This is a genomic window from Parapedobacter tibetensis (assembly GCF_024704835.1).
Lineage (GTDB): Bacteria > Bacteroidota > Bacteroidia > Sphingobacteriales > Sphingobacteriaceae > Parapedobacter > Parapedobacter tibetensis.
Genome location: NZ_JAMXBE010000081.1, coordinates 1 through 364, shown reverse-complemented (window position 1 = coordinate 364; position 364 = coordinate 1). Strand labels below are relative to the sequence as shown.

1 protein-coding gene is annotated in these 364 nt (G+C 51.6%); it reads left to right on the top strand.

Going from position 1 to position 364, the window contains the following annotated elements:
* A partial coding sequence (locus NF543_RS25360; protein ID WP_257671004.1) for a hypothetical protein occupies window positions 1–201 on the top strand: 201 nt, incomplete at its 5' end.
* Window positions 202–364 lie beyond the last annotated feature (163 nt).

Sequence of the window (364 nt, the reverse complement as noted above, 5' to 3'; positions counted from 1 at the left end):
TTCCATGCCCCAAAACTGGGCAACCGCATCCGGGCAAACAAAAAATCGGGCATTATCAGGTATTATCGGGCATTTGGGGGGTATTTTCCGGGCATTTCCGGGCATAATGCCCGGCCCAACGGTCTGTTTAACCCCTTAACGGTACCATTGGAACGCTTAAGGGTATCGTTAAAACGCTTAAGGGTATCGTTAAGGGGTTAAACGGTATCGTTTAGGGATTCGGCGGTATTGTTGGAACGCCCAACAGTACCGTTGGAACACGCCATGGTACCATGAAGTGGTTCAAGGATACCGCGGAACAACCGGACGGTATCACGGAAACATCCAACGGTACCGTTGGGACGCTCCCCGGCATCATGGAAAC